Genomic DNA, 16,516 nt, shown 5'->3' on the forward strand with positions numbered 1-16,516 from the left:
ATTGGTTCCGTTTCTGCGCATCGCAGTATTTCCTTCACAGGACGGACCAGATGTTCCAGCTACTAAACAACATTAGTGTTAAACGGCGTCTCGTCCTGGGCTTCGCCAGCATCCTGCTGCTGTCGCTGATCGCCATCGTGGTCAGCATCATCCGTCTCAATAGCGTGGCAGTCGCCACCCGCCACATGATCGACGAGCCGATGGCCACCGAGCGCTATCTGCAGGACTGGTATCGCTACATGTTCGCGGCGGTGCCGCGCACCACCGCCATCATCGTCAGCACCGACGCCAGCCTGGGCGACTATTTCGCCGCCGGCATCAAGGCCTCGTCGGACGCTTCCAGCGTGCTGCAAAAGCAGGTCGAGGCGCGCATGGACAGCGACGTCGAGAAGTCCCTGTTTTCGGAGCTGGGAGCGCGGCGCAAGGCGTTCCTTGGTGCCCGCGACGCTACCCTGGCCCTCAAGAAGGCCGGCAAGGTCGAGGAGGCGCAACAGCAAATGCGCGACGTCTACACACCGGCCAGCGTGACGTATCTGGCCACGGCCGAAGCGCTGTTGAAGGAACAGCGCCGCCAGATCGACGAGGCTACCGCGGAGATCGAGCAAATCAATGTCGCCAGCCGCAACCTGATGGTGGCGCTGGCGGTCGTGATCCTGCTGCTGGGCGGGACGCTGGCTTTCGCGCTGGGCCGGTCGATCGCGCAACCGCTGGAGCGCGCCGTGGCCTTGGCGCGCCGCGTGGCCTCGGGCGACCTGACCTCGCAGGTGGAGAACCAGGCGCGTGACGAAACCGGCCAGCTGCTTGACGCGCTGGGCCAGATGAACGGCAGCCTGTCGCAGCTGGTCGGCGACGTGCGCCTGTCGACCGATACCATCACCGTGGCGGCGCAGGAGATCGCGGCCGGCAACGCTGATTTGTCGGCGCGCACCGAGGCGCAGGCCGGCGCGCTGGAGGAAACCGCCAGCTCGATGGAGGAGTTGACCAGCACCGTGCGGCAGAACGCCGACAGCGCGCGCCACGCCAACGACCTGGTGGTGGCGGCCAGCGGCATCGCCGTACGCGGCGGCGACGTGGTCGGGCAGGTGGTCGAGACCATGGGCTCGATCAAGACCAGCTCCAGCAAGATCGTCGACATCATCGGCGTGATCGACGGCATCGCCTTCCAGACCAACATCCTGGCGCTGAACGCCGCCGTCGAGGCGGCGCGCGCCGGCGAGCAGGGGCGAGGCTTCGCGGTGGTGGCGTCCGAGGTGCGCAATCTGGCGCAGCGCTCGGCATCGGCGGCCAAGGAGATCAAGGGATTGATCGACGATTCCGTCGGCAAGGTCGACGAGGGAGGACGGCTGGTGGACCGTGCCGGCCAGACGATGAGCGAGGTGGTGGCCAGCGTGCAGAAGGTGGCCGAGATCATGGGCGAGATCACGCAGGCGAGCGAACAGCAAAGCTCCGGCATCGAGCAGGTCAACCGCGCGATCGGTCAGATGGACGAGATGACGCAACAGAACGCGGCGCTGGTCGAGCAGGCCGCCGCCGCCGCCGCGAGCATGCGCGAGCAGGCGCAGGCCTTGCTGTCGCAGGTGGGGCGGTTCACGGTGGAGGGTGGTGGCGGTGGCGCCGGCGCCGGCAGGCTGTCGACGCGGCTGCGGCTTCAGTAATTTGCCGGGCGCTGTCGGCGGCTCTTGGCGGATTACGCGCTGCGCGCTAATCCGCCCTACGGGTTTTTGTTATTTGTTAGCCGGATTTCGTTGAGCCGGATTTCAGGCCGGGTGGCGCTGCGCGGCCGCCGTGCCGCGCGCCGTCAGCTGCTTGTGCACCCGGCGTAGTCCCATCCACACGGCCAAAATCACCACCGGCACCGCGACGCCCTGCAGGATGTCCGGATTGACCGGCAGTCCGCCAGCCTTCATCGCCTTGCCGGCATAGCCGATCAATCCCAGCGTGTAGTAAGAAATCGCCACCGCCGACAATCCCTCGACCGCCTGTTGCAGCCGCAGTTGCTGGGCCGCGCGCGCGTCCAGCGATTGCAGGATCTTGCGGTTCTGGCGTTCCTGCTCGATGCCGACGCGGGTGCGCAGCAGGTCGTTGCTGCGGGCGATACGCTTGGCCAGCGCTTCCTGCCGCTGCGAGACCGAGGTGCAGGTGTGGATCGCCGGCGCCAGCCTGCGGCCCATGAATTCGGCCAGGGTCGGCACGCCGGTCATGCGCACCTCGCGCAGCTCGTGGATGCGCGCCTGCACCAGGCTGAAATACGCCTGCGACGCGGCGAAGCGGTAGCTGTTGTTGACCGATAGTTTTTCCAGCCGCGCGGCCAGACTGGTGATACGGTGCAGCAGGTTCTGTTCCTCATGCGCGTCCGGGCCGCGCGAGTCCAGCGACTGCGGCATGTCCGCCTGCACCAGGGTCGCGGTCAGGTCGGCCAGCTCGTTCTCGATGCCGTTCAACAGCGGCTGCGAGGCTTCGGCGTGCGGCAGGCCGAGGAGGGCCATCATGCGGTAGTTTTCGATCTCCAGCAGACGCCCGACCAGGCGGCCGGCCTGGAATTCGCGCAGGCCCAGATCGCGCACGATGAAGCGGCTGAAGCCATCGGGCTGGATCAGGAAATCGGTCCAGACCTCGGCGCCGCTGCCCACGCTGCTGCCGACCATCGATTTACCTTGAAACAGCTCGGCGATGGCTTCCTCGTCGGCGCCGGCCGTGTCGCCCTTGCGCAGCACGACATGCGAGGCGACGATGATTTTCCCGGCCAGGCCGGCCAGCCATTCCTGCGGCACGTGCTGCAGCGGCATGCTGTCGAACGCCTGGCGGAAGTCCAGTCCCGGTTCGCCGCGCTCCACGAAGGTGTAGGTGGCGAACTCGGTGTGGCATTCCCACTTCAGGCGGAAACGTCCGAAGTCATGGAAGAAGTAGCGCGCCTGCGGATGCGGCCCGGCCACCCCGTAGTGGGTGCACAGCTGCTGCAAAATCTGGTGCTGCGTGCCGCGATGGTATTTTTGGGAGGGCTGATCCTGCTGCACGTAGAGCGCGAAATGGGTCAGGCTTTCCGGTGCCTGCAATTGCAGGAAGGGGCGTGAGTGAATCTCCGCCGACAGCGGCACCCGCATCGGGTGGTTCAATTTGGCGAAATCGGCGGTGGCGCGGTAGGCGAGGGACATGACCTTCTCCGGTGGAACGGTATTATTAGTTATGAAAAAGCCGGATTGTTGCAGTGCAGTATAAGCCAGGCGCGGCGCGGCCACAACCGGGCATTGCGCATGGCGGTCATGCGTATCGGTGATGTTACCGGGGAAAACACCGCCGGGTGATCACTTTTTTGAGGATTGCGATGCTAAGTCGGCGGCGCCCTGGCCGCCAGCGCGTTGGCCGTCGGTTCGCCGCGCATGAAGGCGGCCAGGTTGGCGAAGGTGACGGCGGCGATTTCGCGCATCGCTTCGATGGTGAAAAAGCCCTGGTGGCCGGTGACCAGCACATTCGGGAACGTCATTAGGCGCTGGAAGACGTCATCGTCGATGATGTCGCTCGAATGATCGTGGAAAAACAGGTCGCTTTCCTGCTCATAGACGTCGATGGCCAGCGCGCCCAAATGCTTGGACTTGAGCGCGGCGATGACGGCCATCGTGTCGATCAGCGCGCCGCGCGAGGTGTTGACCAACATCGCCCCGGGCTTCATCAGCGCCAGGCTGGCGGCGTTGATCATGTGGCGCGTGGCGTCCATCAGCGGGCAATGCAGGGAGACGATGTCCGATTGCGCCAGCAGCTGTTCCAGTGTGACGCGCGCGGCGATGGCGCCCAGTTGCAGCTGCAGCTGCGGCGCCGGATCGCTGACCAGCACCGTGCAACCGATGCCCTTGAAGATGCGGGCGGCGGCGGTGCCGATCTGGCCGGCGCCGACGATGCCGACGGTCTTGCCGTGCAGGGTCATGCCAAGCAGCCCGTCGAGCGAGAAATTGCCCTCGCGGACGCGCGCGTAGGCACGGTGCGTGTGGCGGTTGAGCGTCATCACCAGCGCCAGCGCGTGCTCGGCCACCGCTTCCGGCGCGTAGGTGGGCACGCGCGCCATGAACATGCCGAGCCGCCCGCCGGCTTGCACGTCGACGTTGTTGAAGCCGGCGCAGCGCAGCAGCACGGCGCGCACGCCCAGCGCGTGCAAGGCTTCCAGCACTTCCGCGTCGAGGAGGTCGTTGACGAACACGCAGACCACCGTGCAGCCGTGGGCCAGCGGCACCGTGTCGAGGGTCAGGCGGTTGGCGAAGTAGACGGCGTCGATCGGCGACGCCGGCGTTGTTTCAACCGCTTCGAGCCGTGCCTCGTCGAGGAAGCGGCGGTCGTAGGGCTGGGCGCTGTAGACGGCGATTTTCATGGAGTTGGAGGTTCCAGGTCGGGTACCCACAGCAGCAGATCGGTGACGCCGATATCGACGCCGGCCTGGGTTAGCAGCGTACTGGCCTGGCCGCGGTGGTGGGTCTGGTGGTTGAAAAAGTGCGCCAGCACGCTGCCGAAGTGCTTGCGGTAGACATCCCCCCTGGTGCTGCGGTATTCGAAAGCATGCGCCAGGTCGGCGGCGGTGAGCTGCGGCACCCAGGCGCTGATGACGGCGTCCAGCTGTTCGCGGTGGCGGCGCAGGGTGGGCAGGTCGTCGCTGAAGCTGTGCGCCAAGCCGCCTGGCTGCGGGATCCCGCTCATCGCGGCCAGCGCTGGAAAATTGGCCGGATGCGTGGCGAAGCGTTTAAGCCAGATGGTGTCGCCGGCCAGCAGGTGGTTCATGGTGCCGGCGAGGGAGCCGAAGAAGGCTTTGCGGTCCGCCGTCAGTTCTCCCGGCGGCAGCTTGGCCGCCGCCGCGTAGAGGTTGCGGTTCATGTCGGCGTTGTAGGCGGCCAGCAGGACGAAGTGCTCAGGTGTGCTCATTCACTTGCTCAGTTACTTGTAAGCGCATCGGGATCCGATTGCAGGAAGATGGCGTCGTTCACCTTGGCCAGCATCTGCGCGCGTTCGTAGTCGTCCATGGACTGGCCGCCGTCCTCCGGATCGAGCGTCGGCAGCAGGTCGCGCGTCATCGCCTTGCCGGACGGCGTGGTGTGGTCGTCCTTGAGCTTGCCGAACATGTATTCCAGCACCCGCGTCGAGCGGCTGGCCTGCATCTCCAGCGAGGCCTTCACCAGTTTGCCCTGGTCATACTCGATGCTGGTGGTGCTGCTGGCCGATTCATCGACCATCATGTATTTGTAGTTCTGCGATTGCGGCTCCAGGTCCAGCGCCAGCGTCGCGGTCGGCGACACCGGAGCGTGGTAGCGCGCCTTCAGGTGCGACTGCTGTTGCTGCGAGAGCGCCAGGTCCATCTGCGAGCGGCCGGAGATTTTGGTCTTTTGCGACAACTCGTAGGCGAAGCTGTCCTTCTCGGTGGACTTGGCGGGATTGGACGCCACCTCGGTTTGCGTGACGGAGGCGGTGAAGTCCGCCAGGCCGGTGGTCGTCGCGCGATCGCGGTCGGTGAGCAGCATGTCGCGCGGCGCCACCGGCGGCGTGCCGTAGTCGCTGTTCATGTCGACCAGCGCGTCCTTGAACATGGTGAGCATGGCGGCGTTGCCCTGGCCGCGCATGCCGGCCTGGTCGACCTGTTGCAGATAGCGGTTGAGCGCCTTGGCCTGCTGTTCCTTGTTGCCCCAGCTGGCGGGCTGGCTGAGGTCCACGCCGATCTTGGCCACGCCATCGGGACCGCTGAAATTGACCGTGCGCTTGCCGCTGTCGGCATGGAATTCGAGCCGCTGCGTTTCCTTGGGATTGAGTTTGATCTCGCCCTTCAGATCGACCGATGACAGGACCGCGCCATCGAACTGCGTCAGGCCGGCCAGGTCGACGCGCGGCGGGTCTTCGGTCAGGCCGTCGACCGCTTTCTGGAAGGCTTCCGACAGTTTGCCCAGCGCCTTGCGTTCCACTTCGGTGAGCTTGCCGCTGCTCTTGGCTTCGACCGCGATGCTGTTGTCGCCGGCGTCCAGCGACAGCTCGACCGAGACGCCGCTGCGGGTGGTGATGGTCAGGCCGATGCGGTTGTCGCCCATGCCGTGCTGGGACACCTGCGACGGCGATACCAGCATGTCGTAGGTATCAGCTTGCACGCCGCTCGGGGCTTGCTGGATCGATTGCGAGAAATCCCCGCCGTCGTAGGCCACCTGCTTCAGCAGCTCGCCGCCGAGGCCCTTGAGGCGTCCGGCCGGCGGCTGCTCGGCGAAGTTTCGCGCCATCATAGTGCTGGAGGTGCTTCGGGTGCGGTTCTCCCACACCACGGCCTTGGGCTGTTGGGCATCCTGGCCGCCGCTGAGCGACACCATGGTGGAAGAGCCGCCGCTACGCGTACCGGAGGCCTGGCCGCTGGCGGTCGCTGACGTGGAGCGGGAGGGCGATGCGGCGACGCCGGCCGCCGCGTTAGCGGCCGTGTCCCGGTTGAATGGAGTGATGGTCGTCATGAACCCATTATAGAACGGTTCCCCGGCGTTGGGCACCGGGCGGCACCGGGTCTGGCACTAGTGCAATCGCACCGGCGGCAGGATTTTCGCGCGCAGCCAGTCCACCAGCGTTTGGGCCGCCATGCGCAGGCTGCCATGCAGCTGCAACAGGTGTTTTTGGTACATCAGCGCATACAGCAGGCTGGCCGCCGCACCGCCGACACGGATGCTCTTGCCGGTGAGCGCGCCCGTCAGCACGCCGACCGCCGCCTGCGGTCCGAGCGAAACCAGCGAGCCGTAGTCGTGGTAGCGGAATTCCGGCCGTGGCCCGTCCTCGCGGCGCGATAGCAGCTCGGCCAGGAACATCGCCTGCTGGTGCGCGACCTGCGCGCGCGGCGGCGCCGCGCCCTTGATCGGGCAGACATAGCTGGCGCAGTCGCCGAAGGCGTGGATGCGGCTGTCGCAGGCGGCGCGCAGGCTGGAATCGACCACGATCTGGCGGATGTGGTTGAGCGTCAGGCCGAGCGTGGCGCACAGCTCCGGCGCTTCGACGCCAGCGGCCCATAAGGTCAGGTCGGCGCGATGGGCGGCGCCGGTGGTGTCGATCACGGCGTTGTCGGTGACGTGGGCGACGGCCGTGGCGGTGCGCACGTCGATGCCGAGCGAGCGCAGATGGTTGGCGGCGCGCTGCGATTGCAGCGGGTGCAGGTGCGGCAGCAGGTTGTCGCCGCGCTCGATGACGGTGATGCGGATGTCGCGCTCCGGATCGAGCGTGTGCACGCGGTAGTCGGCCAGCGCGCGGGCGCTGTTGCTCAGCTCCGCCGCCAGTTCGACGCCGGTGGCGCCGCCGCCGACGATGACGACATTGAGCTGTTCCTTGCGCTCGCCGGCGCGGATGCAGCCGTCGACGAAGCGGCGGCGGAAGGCCTCGGCGTCGGCCACGCTGTCGAGGGTCATCGCGTGGCGGGCGGCGCCGGGGACGCTGTAGAAGTTGGTGACCGCGCCGAGGGCCAGCACCAGCTTGTCGTAGCCGATGGTGCGGCAGACGCCGTCGTCTTGCCGGCCGCCGCGCGGGGTGAGGGTGATGGTTTGGTGGGCGCGGTCCACGCACAGGACTTCGCCTTGCAGGAATTCGAAGTCGTGGTCCATGGCTTGCGCGGTGAAGGAGAGTTCCGTGACTTGCGGGTCGCATTTTCCGGAGGCGACGGTGTGCAGCAGCGGCTTCCAGAAGTGGCCCGGGGAGCGGTCCACCAGCAGGATGCGGGCGCGCTTGCCGGCGCCCATTGTGTCTCCAAGACGGGTGGCGAGTTCCAGTCCGCCCGCACCTCCCCCTACGATGACGATCGTTTCCATTTTTTTCTCCAGGTTGGTGAGTCGTTTGGTGCTGGTGGCGGAGCTTGGCCGATTACGCGCTTTGCGCTAATCCACCCTACGTGTTTCCGTAGTTGTTCCGCGTTTGCGTCCTATGCGGCCAGATTTTGGTGGTTCTGGTCTTGCTGCTGGTCCGGGGTGTAGGGGCTGGAGCGCAGTTCGTTCAGCGCTTCGAAGGTGATGAATTGGCGCGGGCGGACCACGTCGGCGCCGTAGGGTGCGACCGAGACCGTCCACAGGCCGGCTTCCTCGGCGGCGCGCAGGCTCGGGACGGCCGTGTCGATGGCGATGGAGTCGCCCGGGTCCACGCCCATCGCGTGCAACGCCTTGGCATAGGGGCCGGTGCCGGACGGGCCGTCGAAACTGGCGCCGCCGGTGACCACCGTGAACACGCTGTTGACATGCGCGCCGAAGCTGTTGGCCAGCAGCGCCGACGTGGCCGGCGCCGGCAGGTCGGTGAGGATGCAGATCTTGCAGCCGGCGGCGATGGCGTCGTCGATCAGCGTGAGCGTGGCCGGCAGCGCCACCGGCGGGGAGTCGATGATCGCCTGGTGGAACTGGCGGTGCTTGTCGGCGTACAGTTCTGCCGCGCGGCCTCGGTCTTTGCTGCGCGAGAACAGCTCGCGGGTGATGACGGTGCCGATGGCGCGGGCATAGCCGTGGGTGGCGGCGGCAGCGCGCAGGGCGGACGCGGTCCAGCGTATCGACAGGCCGGCGTTGGCGAAGGCCGCGTTGCAGGCCGCCAGATGCAGCGCTTCGGTGTCGAACAGTACGCCGTCGAGGCCAAGGAAGATCACGTCTATGCTCATATCGTTCCCTCAAAATTTGATCTATCGCATTGACGTAAATATAACGGTAGAATCTACAAAAGAAAAATTAAAGATATTCGATAGTTGATAAGGGAAAGCTTATGTATCACGCCAGTTTCCGCCAGCTGCAATCGCTGGTTTTGGTGGCCCGCCACGAGAGCGTGTCGCGCGCCGCCGAGGCGATGCACGTCACGCAGCCGGCCGTCTCGCTGCAATTGCGCACGCTGGAGGACATCGCCGGCATCGCGCTCACGCGCAAGGTGGGACGCAATATCCAGCTGACCGCCGCCGGCGAGGTGATGGCCACCTTCTCGGAGCGCATCCTGCGGCTGCTGGAGCAGGCCGGCGACGAACTGGCGGCGCTGCAGGGGGTCACCAGCGGTACGCTGCGCATCGGCGCCGTCACCACCGCCGAGCATTTGCTGCCGCCGATGCTGGTGCCGTTCACCATCAAGCGGCCGGACGTGCGCCTCAAGCTACAGGTGGGGAACCGCTCGGAGATCGTCAATATGCTGGCGCGCCAGGAGATCGACCTGGCGATCATGGGCACGCCGCCGCGCGAGCTGCGCACCAACGCGGCCAAGTTCGCGCGGCATCCGATGGCGTTCGTCGCCAGCCCCGCGCACCCGCTGATGAAGAAGAAAAAAATCACGCTCAACGACGTCATGGCCGCCAACCTGATGGTGCGCGAACGCGGCTCCGGTACCCGCACGGCGGTCGAGAAGCTGCTGCGCGAGGCCGGGCATCCGGCCGAATTCGGCTCCGAGGTGTCGAGCAACGAGGCGATCAAGCGCATGGTGTCGGCCGGGCTGGGACTGGGATTTTTGTCGGTCCACGCCTGCGGATTGGAGTTCGAGGCCGGCCTGCTGGCGATCCTGCCGATGCAGGAGAATCCGGTGGAGGCGGACTGGCACATCATGCACCTGAGCGGCCAGCCGATTCCCAAAGTGGCCGCGTCGTTCCAGGACTTCGTCATTGAAAACGGCCAGGACCTGGTGCGGCGGGAGTTGGAGAGTTTCTACAAACTGCTGGGCCGGCAGCGCAAGCCGGCGCGGACGGCCAGGGTCGTACCGGCGAAGTGACCAATACACGTGGGCGCATGGTGTGCATAAGTGTACTGGTACACGCCAACACAGTTACGCCTACAATAGAGGCACCTCATCGTCACTGGAAAAAATATGTCGCCCGATTTGCTGCTGCCCCTGTGCACTTTTGCCGTCGTCAGTTCCATCACGCCCGGACCGAACAACGCCATGATCATGGCCTCCGGTCTGAACTATGGTTTCGCGCGCTCGCTGCCGCATCTGTTCGGGATCTGCTGTGGCTTCGCCTTCATGATTTTTGCCACTGGACTGGGCCTGCATGCGGTGTTTGTGCAGTTTCCGATGCTGCAACTGATACTCAAGTACGCCGGGGCGATCTACCTCCTGTGGCTGGCTTGGAAGCTGGCCCACGCGGCGCCGATGAACGCCGAGCAGGCGGCGCGGTCAAAGCCGATGGGGTTCGTCGGCGCGGCCGCATTTCAGTGGGTGAATCCCAAAGCATGGGTCATGGCCGTCAGCGCGCTGACCACCTACCTGCCTCAAGGCTTCGGCATCGGGGATGTGGCGCAGCTGGCAGGCGTGTTCGGCGTGATCGGCATCTTTTGCGTCGGGGCCTGGGCGATGTTCGGCGTGGCCATGCGCCGCCTGTTGCAGGACCCGCGCTCGGTGCGCATTTTTAACGTGGTGATGGCGCTGCTGTTGGTGGCCACGCTGTATCCAATTCTCGTGGGCTGATACCATGGCGGCTTGATTGGATTTTGAGGAATGCCCATGTATCGCCGTATTGTTCCCGCCGTCGTCCGCGCCGCCTTGCTGGCCGCCTCCGTGCTTGCCGCCAATGCCGGTGCCGCCACCCTGCCATCGAACCTGATGCTGCCCGACCCGGTGCTGGCCGCGCGCGGCGTCGCGGAGCGCTGGGTGTTCAGCATCAGGCTCGAATCGTTCGATTTGAAGGGCCTTGAGCCTTGCCGGCAAATATTGGCCGAGCGTGGCTACACGCCGGTGCTGTCGAAAACGGCCAGTTCCACCATGCCCGAGCTGCATTTCAAGATCGAGGGGAGCAAGGAGTATCCGCTGGCGAGCGAGGAGGCCGACCAGGCGTTGTCGGCGGTGGTGCAGGCCAAGTGCACCGGCACGCTGGCCTGGACGGTGACGTCGAAGCCGGTGCCGGCCGCGAGCGCCGCGGCGCGGTAGTAACCCGCACGGCCATGCGGGGTCGTACCCCAAGGGGTACGACCCCTAAGCTGAGACGCGCGCGTCGCGATTCGGGAAACGGGGTTGGGTTTAGTGCGGCAGCTTGAGCTGATGCAAGGTGGCGCGAAGCTCGTCGAGGTCGACCGGCTTCTGCGACTGCAACGCCTGTAGATAGCCGCGCGCATAACCGATGGTGTCGGCCGCATCGGGATGCTGCTCGGCCATTTCCTGCAGCAGCCGGTCGGCGATGATCAGGTCGTTGTGCTGGCCCAACTCCGACTGGATCGCCGCCAGCGTCTTCAGATATTGGCGCGAGCCTTTCTGGCGGTACAGCGAGTGGAAAAATTCCAGCGCGTACCTGCCGCGCTTGGCGGCGATGCGGGTGCGGTGGATGGAGGCGGCGTCATCGTCGTCCATGCGGTTGGCGCGCTTGATCAATTGCTTGTGCAGGCGCTGCATCGTCGAGTGGACGAATTTCGGCAGCGGACTGTCGGGGACGTCCGTGGCGATGTGCTGCATCCACACGCCCATCGACAACAGCAGTTGCGTGTAGCGCGGCGACAGCAGCGCCTGCGCCGCCGTTTTGCGGTAGCCGCGCGCGGCCGCCAATGCCAGCGCTTGTAGTTCCAGCAGGCCGTTCTTGCCGCCGGGATTGGACTGGATGCGCGGCAAGGTCGACATCAGCAGCACGTCGGCGTCGCGCGCGGCGCCCAGCTCCGTGCCCAGCCAGGCGATGTCGGCCGCCAGCGTTTCCGGACAGGGTGCGACGTTGTCGAACAGTTTTAGCGCCGAGCGCAGGCGGCGCAGGCCGACGCGCATCTGGTGCAAGGTTTCGGGGTCGTCGCCATGGATGACGGCGTCCTCGTTGCGCTGGATGTGTTGCAGGCAGTTGTCGAGGATGGTCTTGAGCGCCTCGCCGACGGTGTTGTCCTTGTCCAGGGTCAGCGCCTGGGCGCGGTAGGGCGCTGTGCCGGTTTGGCGGCACAGCAGGTAGCCCCGTTCGGCCTTGCTGATGTTGCTGAGCCGCAGGGGAATCTGCTTGTGCAGTTCCAGCGCGAAGGCGTACAGCGCGGCCGGTTCGCCTTCCTTGAGCTCCAGTTCGATCTCGTTGATGTCGATTTTGCGGCCGTGGCGTTCGATGTGGCCCTGGTCGAGCACCAGCTCGATCGAATTGCCTTCGATTTCCAGATTCCAGGTGTGGCGCACGACCTCCACCACGAACAGCGGCTCCAGCCGCTCCTTCAGATCAGGCAGGTCCAGCATGTCCCGCCACTGCGGATCGTTGCCGATCAGCTTGCGCAGGCGGCCCAGGCGCGGCCACGCACGGTCCACCGGACATTCCCACTCATTGCGGCTATGCAAGCCGCTTTGCACGCTGCCGCCGGCCTTCATCGTTTGTATCCACTCTTCGCCGACCTTGCGCACGCGCAGGCCGGCGCCGTGGTGCAGGAAATGCAGATCCGGCGTATCGAAGTAGCGCGCCGTCATCTGTTGTGCGCGCGCGGGACCGCTGGCGTGGGCGGCGATCAGCGGGTGGCCCATCAGCGCCTCATTGTCGGCGGGGGCGAGTAGTAGTTTGAGTTCGACTTCCATGGCGCCAGTGTAGATGAAAAATCCGGGCGGGCGGCGCACGCCTCTGCCGGACTTGAGCGAGGTCGAGACTACCGCGAAATAGGCAGATTCCGCAGAACTTGTTCCCAGGCCGGTGTGGCGGCCCGCCAGAAGCCTTCGATCGTGTCGGCCTGGAAATCCATGCCGAGGAAGCGCGCTGCCGGCAGCAGCGCCTGTTGCAGCAGCATGTCCGGCGCCGCGCCGTTGTCGAAGGCCATGGCGCCGGTCTGCTTGGACAATTTCTCGCCCAGTTCGTTGACCACCACCGGTACGTGCAGGTAACGCGGCTGCCGCAGGCCGAGCGCCTGTTGCAGATAGATCTGGCGTGGGGTCGAGTCGAGCAGGTCGGCGCCGCGCACGATGTCGGTGACGCGCTGGTCGCCGTCGTCGACCACCACCGCCAGTTGATAAGCCCAGAAGCCGTCGGCGCGTTTGATGACGAAGTCGCCCGCGTCGTCGGTCAGGTCCTGGCTGACGTGGCCGGCCCAGCGGTCGTCGAAGCCGATCACGCAGTGCGGCGATTGCGGCACTTTCAGGCGCAGCGCGCGGGCGGTCTTGCCCGGCGCCAGGCCGTGGCGGCAGGTGCCGGGGTAGATCAGCGCCTGCGCTTGCCTGCCGGTCAGGCTCAATTGCGAATCGGCGATTTCCTTGCGGGAGCAGCCGCAGGGGTAGACCAGGTCGCCCAGGCGCGGCAGCGCTTGCTCGTATAAGGCTGTGCGGCGGCTTTGCCAGGTGACCTCGCCATCCCAGCGCATGCCGCAGCGTTGCAGCGAGGCCAGGATGTGCTGGTCGGCGCCGGCGACGTTGCGGTCGCCGTCGACATCCTCGATGCGCACCAGCCACTGGCCGTGGTGCGCCTTGGCGTCCAGGTAGCTGGCCATGGCCGCCACCAGCGAACCGATGTGCAGCGGGCCGGTGGGGGAGGGCGCGAAGCGGCCTATGTAGTTGTCAGCGGGGTTGTCGCGATCGGTCATGCCGCCATTTTAACGCGGCGGCCCATGCTGCGCTGCGCAATGGATGGCGTTCGGCGGCCCCGGCAAATGTCTTACAATGTGCGCGCGCTAATTAGCGCACTCATCATCCACGCCTTCAGGACATCATGCAAAAAATGACCCCATCCTTTGTTGCCTCCGCCTTGGCCATCAGCCTGGCGTTGGCTTTCCCCGCACAAGCGGCCAGCGGCAAAACCGCTGTCGTGGTGCAGGAAGCGCCATTGCGCGCGCACCTCGCGTTCCTGTCCAGCGATTTGCTGGAGGGCCGGGGCACCGGCCAGCGCGGCGCCGACCTGACCGTCTCGTATCTGGAAACGCAGTCGCTGGCGCTGGGCCTGAAACCGGGCAACGGCGACAGCTATCGCCAGGCGGTCCAGATCGCCGGCGTCAAGACGCTGCCGGCCGAGAGCACGCTGAAGCTGGAAGCGGGCGGCCAGGCGCTGCCGATCAGCTTTGGCAAGGACTGGGTGTTCGCGCCGGGCGACGCGACGGCCGCGCACAGCTTCGACGCGGACCTGGTGTTCGTCGGCTACGGCATCACCGCGCAGGACGAGCAGTGGGACGATTTCAAGGGCGCCAACCTCAAAGGCAAGATCCTGGTCATGATGGTCAACGATCCGCAGCCGAGCGCCGAGCAGCCCAACCGTTTCAACGGCAAGGGCCTGACGTACTACGGCCGCTGGACCTACAAGTTCGAGGAAGCCAAGCGCCAGGGCGCCGCCGGCGTGTTGCTGATCCATACGACGCCGAGCGCGTCGTATGGCTGGAGCGTGATCCAGAACAGCTGGTCGGGCGTGGAGCGCTTCCAGCTGGCGGCGGGCACCCTCGGGACCGAGCTGCAGGGCTGGATGACCGACGACACCGCGCGCAACCTGTTCAAGGCCGCCGGCCAGGATTTGGACGCGCTGCGCACCGCCGCCGAAAGCAAGGACTTCAAGCCGGTGCCGCTGGCCGCCAAGCTGAGCGGCGAAATGAAGGCGGCCGTGCGCAAGGTCGAGCAGTTCAACGTCGCCGCCGTGGTGCCGGGCACCGATCCGAAGCTGAAGGATGAAGTCGTCATTTACAGCGCGCACTACGATCACCTGGGCAAGCAGGGCGAGGGCGCGGACACCATCTTCAACGGCGCGGTCGACAACGCTTCGGGCACGGCCGGCTTGCTGGCGATGGCGCAACAGGCGGTGCGCGCGCCGGCCAAGCGCAGCCAGATGTTCCTGTGGGTCGCCGCCGAGGAGCAGGGGCTGCTGGGCAGCGCGGCCTACGCGACGGCGCCGCTGTGGCCGCTGGCGAAGACGGCCGCCAACCTGAACCTGGACAGCCTGAATTTTGTCGGCGCCACGCGCGATATCGGCACCCAGGGCAGCGAGCGCACCGAACTGGGCAAAATGGCGGAGGCCGCCGCCAAGGCCATGGGCATGCATATCGCCAAGGCTGAACCGGATCTGGCCGGTGGCTATTTCCGCAGCGACCACTTCAGCTTCGCCAAGCAGGGCGTGCCGGCGTTCTCGATCGACGGCGGCCGCGAATACATCCAGGATCCGGCCGGCTCCAAGCTGAAGGCGGATGCGTACGGCAAGCGCTACCATCAGGTCAGCGACGAGTACGACCCGAGCTGGGACCTGTCGGGCATGGTGCAGATGGCGCAGTACACGCTGAACCTGGGCCGCATGATCGCCGACAGCCCGAAACTGCCTGAATGGAAGGCCGGCGACGCGTTCGCCAAGCCGCGCAACGCCAAGTAAGCACTGGCGGTTTGTGAAAGCAGCCCTCGTGGCTGCTTTTTTTTATGGCTGCACTCAATAAAGTTATATCTCGGCGGTCATTCTCAGTTTTACCATTGCCTCAATAAAAATACTGGAGACTTCGTGAAAACCATTCTGGCCACCGTGCTGCTTGCAGCCGGCGCGTGCGCAAGCGCGCAGACGTTGCTGACTAAAAATTTCGCCGCCGATCCATCGCCGCACTTTTTCGCCGGGCAGTACGTCGTCTACGCGACCGACGATCAAAACAATTCGGGCAAGTACTGGGACTCGACCTCATGGCGGGTGTTGACGTCGCCGGATTTGAAGAGCTGGAAGGATCACGGTCCGATTTTGCCGGCCAGTATCTTCAAATGGGCCAGCGCGGACGCCAAGGCGTGGGCGCCGGAGGCGGTCGAACATGGCGGCAAATACTATTTCTTTGCGCCGGTGGGTGGCAAGCAAATCGGCGTGGCCGTCAGCGATAGCCCGATGGGGCCGTTCGTCGACCTGATCGGCAAGCCCCTGGTCGAAACGCCGCGCGACGCCAATGCGGGCGACGAGCCCATCGATCCGGCGGTGTTTATCGACAAGGATAAGCGTATCTATTTGTACTTTGGCACGCGGGTGCCGAAGGTGGTCGAGCTGTCGTCCGACTTGAAGAGCGCGGTGGGCGGCATCAAGAATGTGGTGGTGGACAAATTCCCGGCCAAGACCGCGTACGGCGAAGCGCCGTTCCTGCATCAGCACAAGGGTGTGTATTATTTCTCGTTCTCGACCGGCTGGCCGGGGCAGATCGTCTACGCGACCGGCAAGTCGCCGCTGGGGCCGTTTGAGTATCGCGGCGTGCTGATCGACTTCCTGAAGATATCGACCAATCACCAGGCGATACTGGAGCATGATGGCAAGACGCTGCTGTTCTACCACGACAACGTATTGCCCGGCGGCGGCGACCATCGCCGCTCGATCCTGTTGCAGGAAATCGAATACAGCGCCGACGGCAAGATGCGCCGTAAATAAGGCTCACAAAGGTTGAATTACTGCGGAGACACGTAGGGCGGATTGGCGGGCGAGGCCCGCCAATCCGCCGGGGGGCCATCGAAAGAGCGTCCTCCTGCCGGAGGACTTGAGAGGCGGAACGCCGTAATCCGCCACCGAGCCGCCACCGGCCTTACCGCCCAGCCCGTGTAGAAAAAGTGGACCTGACCCTAATGCCGCTAAGTTAAGTTTTCTTAGTTAATCGTTTCTCTGGATATCGCTGCGCCACCGCTTTAACGACCCGGTCGAATTTTCGTCCGGGTCGTTGCGCTTTCAGGTCGAGCA

General features: G+C 65.4%; 14 protein-coding genes. 6 read left to right on the forward strand and 8 right to left on the reverse strand.

Annotated features, from left to right (window positions below):
- The first annotated feature begins 50 nt into the window (after positions 1 to 50).
- Positions 51 to 1,655: a methyl-accepting chemotaxis protein gene (locus MRBLMU1_RS14175; protein ID WP_363502340.1), complete on the forward strand. Its 1,605-nt coding sequence runs from the start codon at positions 51 to 53 to the stop codon at positions 1,653 to 1,655.
- A 102-nt stretch (positions 1,656 to 1,757) separates the two neighbouring features.
- On the opposite strand, the gene MRBLMU1_RS14180 is transcribed toward MRBLMU1_RS14175, so the two are convergent.
- The 6 genes from MRBLMU1_RS14180 to MRBLMU1_RS14205 all read right to left on the reverse strand — a co-directional run bounded on the left by MRBLMU1_RS14180 (position 1,758) and on the right by MRBLMU1_RS14205 (position 8,617).
- A complete protein-coding gene (locus MRBLMU1_RS14180; protein WP_363502342.1) occupies positions 1,758 to 3,152 on the reverse strand; it encodes a DUF3422 family protein in 1,395 nt (464 codons plus the stop codon).
- A 173-nt stretch (positions 3,153 to 3,325) separates the two neighbouring features.
- Positions 3,326 to 4,357: a 2-hydroxyacid dehydrogenase gene (locus MRBLMU1_RS14185; RefSeq protein WP_363502344.1), complete on the reverse strand. Its 1,032-nt coding sequence runs from the start codon at positions 4,355 to 4,357 to the stop codon at positions 3,326 to 3,328.
- On the reverse strand, positions 4,354 to 4,902 hold the full coding sequence (locus tag MRBLMU1_RS14190; protein ID WP_363502346.1) for a DinB family protein: 549 nt from the start codon (positions 4,900 to 4,902) through the stop codon (positions 4,354 to 4,356). The genes MRBLMU1_RS14185 and MRBLMU1_RS14190 overlap by 4 nt, the downstream gene beginning before the upstream one ends.
- Before the next feature lie 8 nt (positions 4,903 to 4,910).
- Complete coding sequence (locus MRBLMU1_RS14195; RefSeq protein ID WP_363502348.1) at positions 4,911 to 6,458, reverse strand: hypothetical protein; 1,548 nt, start codon at positions 6,456 to 6,458, stop codon at positions 4,911 to 4,913.
- 57 nt (positions 6,459 to 6,515) lie between these two features.
- Positions 6,516 to 7,790 carry an NAD(P)/FAD-dependent oxidoreductase gene (locus MRBLMU1_RS14200; RefSeq protein ID WP_363502350.1) on the reverse strand — a complete coding sequence of 425 codons (1,275 nt, stop codon included), beginning with the start codon at positions 7,788 to 7,790 and terminating at the stop codon, positions 6,516 to 6,518.
- 110 nt (positions 7,791 to 7,900) lie between these two features.
- Positions 7,901 to 8,617, reverse strand: coding sequence for an HAD family hydrolase (locus MRBLMU1_RS14205; protein WP_363502352.1), 717 nt, complete (start codon positions 8,615 to 8,617; stop codon positions 7,901 to 7,903).
- 101 nt (positions 8,618 to 8,718) lie between these two features.
- On the opposite strand from MRBLMU1_RS14205, the gene MRBLMU1_RS14210 reads away from it, so the two are divergent.
- The 3 genes from MRBLMU1_RS14210 to MRBLMU1_RS14220 all read left to right on the forward strand — a co-directional run bounded on the left by MRBLMU1_RS14210 (position 8,719) and on the right by MRBLMU1_RS14220 (position 10,854).
- Complete coding sequence (locus MRBLMU1_RS14210; RefSeq protein WP_363502354.1) at positions 8,719 to 9,699, forward strand: LysR family transcriptional regulator; 981 nt, start codon at positions 8,719 to 8,721, stop codon at positions 9,697 to 9,699.
- 96 nt (positions 9,700 to 9,795) lie between these two features.
- Positions 9,796 to 10,395, forward strand: coding sequence for a LysE family translocator (locus tag MRBLMU1_RS14215; RefSeq protein ID WP_363502356.1), 600 nt, complete (start codon positions 9,796 to 9,798; stop codon positions 10,393 to 10,395).
- A gap of 36 nt (positions 10,396 to 10,431) precedes the next feature.
- The gene (locus MRBLMU1_RS14220; protein WP_363502358.1) at positions 10,432 to 10,854 is read left to right on the forward strand and encodes a hypothetical protein; all 423 of its coding nucleotides are present in this window, start codon (positions 10,432 to 10,434) and stop codon (positions 10,852 to 10,854) included.
- Positions 10,855 to 10,944: 90 nt separating this feature from the next.
- Here MRBLMU1_RS14220 and MRBLMU1_RS14225 read toward each other — a convergent pair whose 3' ends face one another.
- On the reverse strand, positions 10,945 to 12,447 hold the full coding sequence (locus MRBLMU1_RS14225; RefSeq protein ID WP_363502360.1) for a CYTH and CHAD domain-containing protein: 1,503 nt from the start codon (positions 12,445 to 12,447) through the stop codon (positions 10,945 to 10,947).
- 68 nt (positions 12,448 to 12,515) lie between these two features.
- On the reverse strand, positions 12,516 to 13,439 hold the full coding sequence (gene gluQRS / locus MRBLMU1_RS14230; protein ID WP_363502362.1) for a tRNA glutamyl-Q(34) synthetase GluQRS: 924 nt from the start codon (positions 13,437 to 13,439) through the stop codon (positions 12,516 to 12,518).
- 125 nt (positions 13,440 to 13,564) lie between these two features.
- Here gluQRS and MRBLMU1_RS14235 point away from each other — a divergent pair, with 125 nt between their 5' ends.
- The gene (locus MRBLMU1_RS14235) at positions 13,565 to 15,196 is read left to right on the forward strand and encodes a M28 family peptidase (protein ID WP_363502364.1); all 1,632 of its coding nucleotides are present in this window, start codon (positions 13,565 to 13,567) and stop codon (positions 15,194 to 15,196) included.
- 123 nt (positions 15,197 to 15,319) lie between these two features.
- Complete coding sequence (locus MRBLMU1_RS14240) at positions 15,320 to 16,213, forward strand: family 43 glycosylhydrolase (RefSeq protein WP_363502366.1); 894 nt, start codon at positions 15,320 to 15,322, stop codon at positions 16,211 to 16,213.
- The last annotated feature ends 303 nt before the right edge of the window (positions 16,214 to 16,516 follow it).

Origin of the sequence: Burkholderia sp. LMU1-1-1.1, from assembly GCF_040675865.1 — a bacterium.
Lineage (GTDB): Bacteria > Pseudomonadota > Gammaproteobacteria > Burkholderiales > Burkholderiaceae_D > Rugamonas.

Excerpts from the sequence above, each read along its gene's own strand:
- MRBLMU1_RS14235 (WP_363502364.1), top strand. The coding sequence starts at position 13,565 with ATGCAAAAAATGACCCCATCCTTTGTTGCCTCCGCCTTGGCCATCAGC.
- MRBLMU1_RS14180 (WP_363502342.1), bottom strand. The coding sequence starts at position 3,152 with ATGTCCCTCGCCTACCGCGCCACCGCCGATTTCGCCAAATTGAACCAC.
- MRBLMU1_RS14215 (WP_363502356.1), top strand. The coding sequence starts at position 9,796 with ATGTCGCCCGATTTGCTGCTGCCCCTGTGCACTTTTGCCGTCGTCAGT.
- gluQRS (WP_363502362.1), bottom strand. The coding sequence starts at position 13,439 with ATGACCGATCGCGACAACCCCGCTGACAACTACATAGGCCGCTTCGCG.
- MRBLMU1_RS14200 (WP_363502350.1), bottom strand. The coding sequence starts at position 7,790 with ATGGAAACGATCGTCATCGTAGGGGGAGGTGCGGGCGGACTGGAACTC.
- MRBLMU1_RS14185 (WP_363502344.1), bottom strand. The coding sequence starts at position 4,357 with ATGAAAATCGCCGTCTACAGCGCCCAGCCCTACGACCGCCGCTTCCTC.
- MRBLMU1_RS14190 (WP_363502346.1), bottom strand. The coding sequence starts at position 4,902 with ATGAGCACACCTGAGCACTTCGTCCTGCTGGCCGCCTACAACGCCGAC.
- MRBLMU1_RS14175 (WP_363502340.1), top strand. The coding sequence starts at position 51 with ATGTTCCAGCTACTAAACAACATTAGTGTTAAACGGCGTCTCGTCCTG.
- MRBLMU1_RS14205 (WP_363502352.1), bottom strand. The coding sequence starts at position 8,617 with ATGAGCATAGACGTGATCTTCCTTGGCCTCGACGGCGTACTGTTCGAC.
- MRBLMU1_RS14210 (WP_363502354.1), top strand. The coding sequence starts at position 8,719 with ATGTATCACGCCAGTTTCCGCCAGCTGCAATCGCTGGTTTTGGTGGCC.
- MRBLMU1_RS14195 (WP_363502348.1), bottom strand. The coding sequence starts at position 6,458 with ATGACGACCATCACTCCATTCAACCGGGACACGGCCGCTAACGCGGCG.
- MRBLMU1_RS14225 (WP_363502360.1), bottom strand. The coding sequence starts at position 12,447 with ATGGAAGTCGAACTCAAACTACTACTCGCCCCCGCCGACAATGAGGCG.
- MRBLMU1_RS14220 (WP_363502358.1), top strand. The coding sequence starts at position 10,432 with ATGTATCGCCGTATTGTTCCCGCCGTCGTCCGCGCCGCCTTGCTGGCC.